Genomic DNA, 3,037 nt, shown 5'->3' on the forward strand with positions numbered 1-3,037 from the left:
ACCGGCGCCCTGACCACGTCGATCACCCCGACCACCGAGGGCCGGCGCGTACTCAGCGTGCAGTCCAAGGACCGCGCGGGCAACCTGTCCCCGCCCACCGAGTTCGTCTTCCAGGTCGGCAAGGCCGGCATGAGCTCGCCGGTCAACGGCACCCGCTCCGCGAAGCGCGTGAAGCTCGCGGTGGACGCGCAGGCGCAGTTCACCCGGGTCGTCTACCAGTACCGCCGCGGCCCGGGCGCCACCGAGTACAACGTCCCGCGCGCCAACCTGACCAAGGCGGACAACACCCCGGTCACCGAGGACAAGCCGCGCCTGGCCGACCTCGGCCCGAACGCCAACTGGAACGTCCTCGACACGCTCGGCCAGGTCGGCGGTGTCGTGCAGGTCCGCGCCCTCCTCTTCCCCGAGGACGGCTCCGGCAGCGGCTACGCCACCGTCTGGAACACCATGACGGTCGACCGCAACGCCGACGGCGCGGCCACCGAGAAGATCGGCCCCGGTGCGGTCAACCTGCTCACCGGTGACTTCACCACCAACGCGACCGACGCCGCCGAGTTCGGCACCTCGATCAGCCGCACCTTCTCCTCCCGCGACCTCGGGCGTGGCTGGCAGCCGCAGGGCGAGCGTCTGACGCTCAACCAGCGCCAGGTCGGCACCGACCTGACCGGCTTCACCGCCGGCCAGGCGACCCTGTCCCGCTCCACGGCCCGCGGTCACGACAGCTCGACCGACTCGCTCCTGGTCGTCCCGGGCGGCTCCGGCACCTGGGACTCCTTCGCCGCGCTCGGCCCCGAGTACACGCTCGGCCAGGGCATGCAGCCCGGCAAGACGTACCGGCTGACCGGCTGGATCTACGTCCCCGGCGCCACCGGCCTGGACAACCCGCTGCCCAACCGCGGCCTGCGCATGGTCGGCGTCTACCGCACCCCGGCCGGCTACGGCGAGACCGCCTCACCGAAGGCCTCGTTCACCGACGGCTGGCAGCAGCTGACGCTGGACATGACGGTGCCCGCCGACGCCACCGAGGCGTGGTTCCGCCTCTACAACGGCAACGCCGGCGGCTCCGGCAAGGAGGTCTACTTCGACGACCTCTCCATGAAGGAGATCGTCGCCCCCTTCGGCCCGCAGTGGGCCGGCGGCCCCGACGCCGGAGCCGGTTCGGACCTGCGCGCACTCTCGTTCCCGCAGTCCGACCTGGTCGAGATCAAGGCGAACAACGACACTTCGCTGACCTTCGCCAAGGGCAGCGACGGCACCTTCTACCCGGAGCCGGGCTCCGAGTCGATGACGCTGAAGGCCGTCCCGGCCAAGTCCGGCGCGATCGTCCTGTCCGCCTCGGGCCAGTGCCTGGAGGTCCCGAACGGCGCGGCCGGCAACGGCGCGAGGCTGCAGCCTGCCACGTGCACCGGCGCGACGAACCAGCAGTGGACCCGCGGTGACGACCTGACCCTGCGGCTGCTGGGCTACTGCCTCGACAACCCCTGGGGCCAGACCGCCAACGGCACCGCACTGACCCTGTGGGGCTGCAACGGCGGCGACAACCAGCAGTGGGAGGTGCGCACCGACGGCACGGTGAGGAACCGTCACTCGGGCAGTTGCCTCGACGCCTACACGGGCGCCTCGATCTGGGGCTGCTGGGCCGGGCCCAACCAGATCTGGGACATCCAGACCGCGGGCACCACCTACGAGCTGAGCGAGCTGGACGGCTCCAAGACCGTCTTCGCCCGCCAGGCCGGCTCGGACATCTACCAGGTGGTCAGCGAGACGGGGCCGGAAGCCGCGTCGACCACCCGCTACCAGTACGACACCACCGACGGCCGCTCGCTGGTCAAGCGCGTCATCCCGGCCGTCGAGCCGGGTGTCGACGACGTCAACGGCTGCACCGTCACCCCGCTGCCGCGCGGCTGCCGGGTCGTCGAGTACGACTACGCCAAGGCCACCACCGCCACGGCCGCGGCCCCGGGTGACTACCTGGACCGGGTGCGCGGCGTGAAGCTCTGGTCGTGGAACCCGGCGACCTCCGCGGAGGAGGCCGTCGAGATCGCGCACTACGCGTACGACGACAAGGGCCGCCTGGCCCAGGCCTGGGACCCGCGTCTGGCCACCCCGCTGAAGACCACGTACGGCTACGACGACGCCGGTCGCGTCACGCAGACCACGCCGCCCGGCCAGCTGCCGTGGAGCTTCGACTACGGCAAGGCCGCCGCCGACCAGGACCCGGGCCGACTGCTCAAGGTGCGGCGCGCCGCGCTCGTCCAGGGCAGCAAGGACCAGGTCAACGGCGAGACCGCCAGCACCGTCGTCTACGACGTGCCGCTGACCCGCGGCGCCGGCGGTCCGTACGACCTGGCGGGCGCCGACGTGGCCAAGTGGGCGCAGACCGATGCGCCGACCGACGCCACCGCGGTGTTCGACGCGGAGGACGACCCGGCGACCAACACCGCCTCGGCCGCCAAGCCGGGCCCGGACGGCTACAAGCCGGCCTCCGTCCACTACCTCAACGCCTCCGGCAACGAGGTCAACACCGCAACCCCGTCCGTCACCCCCGGCGGTGACATCGACACCAGGGAGTACGACCGCTACGGCCACGTCGTGCGCGCCCTGGAGGCGACCAACCGCTCCATCGCGCTCGGCACCCACCCGGACGCGGCCAAGTTCGCCGACGAGCTGAACCTGCCCGCCGACCCGGCCTCGCGCGCCCGGCTGCTGGACTCCCGCACCATCTACACGGCCGACGGCGTGGACGTGCTGGACACCCTCGGCCCGGTCTACCGCGCCTCGCTCGCCGAGCAGGTCAACGGCCAGACCACCCCGGTCACCGTCACCGCCGAGGCCGAGAAGCTCCCGCAGCTCGGCACCAACACCAAGGTGCAGGTCGACAACAACTGCTGCGGCCTGACCTGGTCCGGCGGCGCCCACCTGGCCATCCGCGGCACCGCCGCCGGCGCGTTCGACAGCATGCGGGTCAGCGTCCCCGAGGAGGGCGACTACGTCCTCTCCGGCCAGCTGACCAAGAACACCGACCACGGCATCATCC

1 protein-coding gene is annotated in these 3,037 nt (G+C 72.0%); it reads left to right on the top strand.

All coding sequences use genetic code 11. The annotated features are described in order from the left end of the window. Positions 1 to 3,037: ricin-type beta-trefoil lectin domain protein (locus tag ABTY15_RS39485; protein ID WP_350607555.1), on the top strand; the 3,037-nt coding region annotated here is incomplete at both ends.

The organism is Kitasatospora sp. NPDC097643 (genome assembly GCF_040302625.1).
Classification (GTDB): domain Bacteria; phylum Actinomycetota; class Actinomycetes; order Streptomycetales; family Streptomycetaceae; genus Kitasatospora.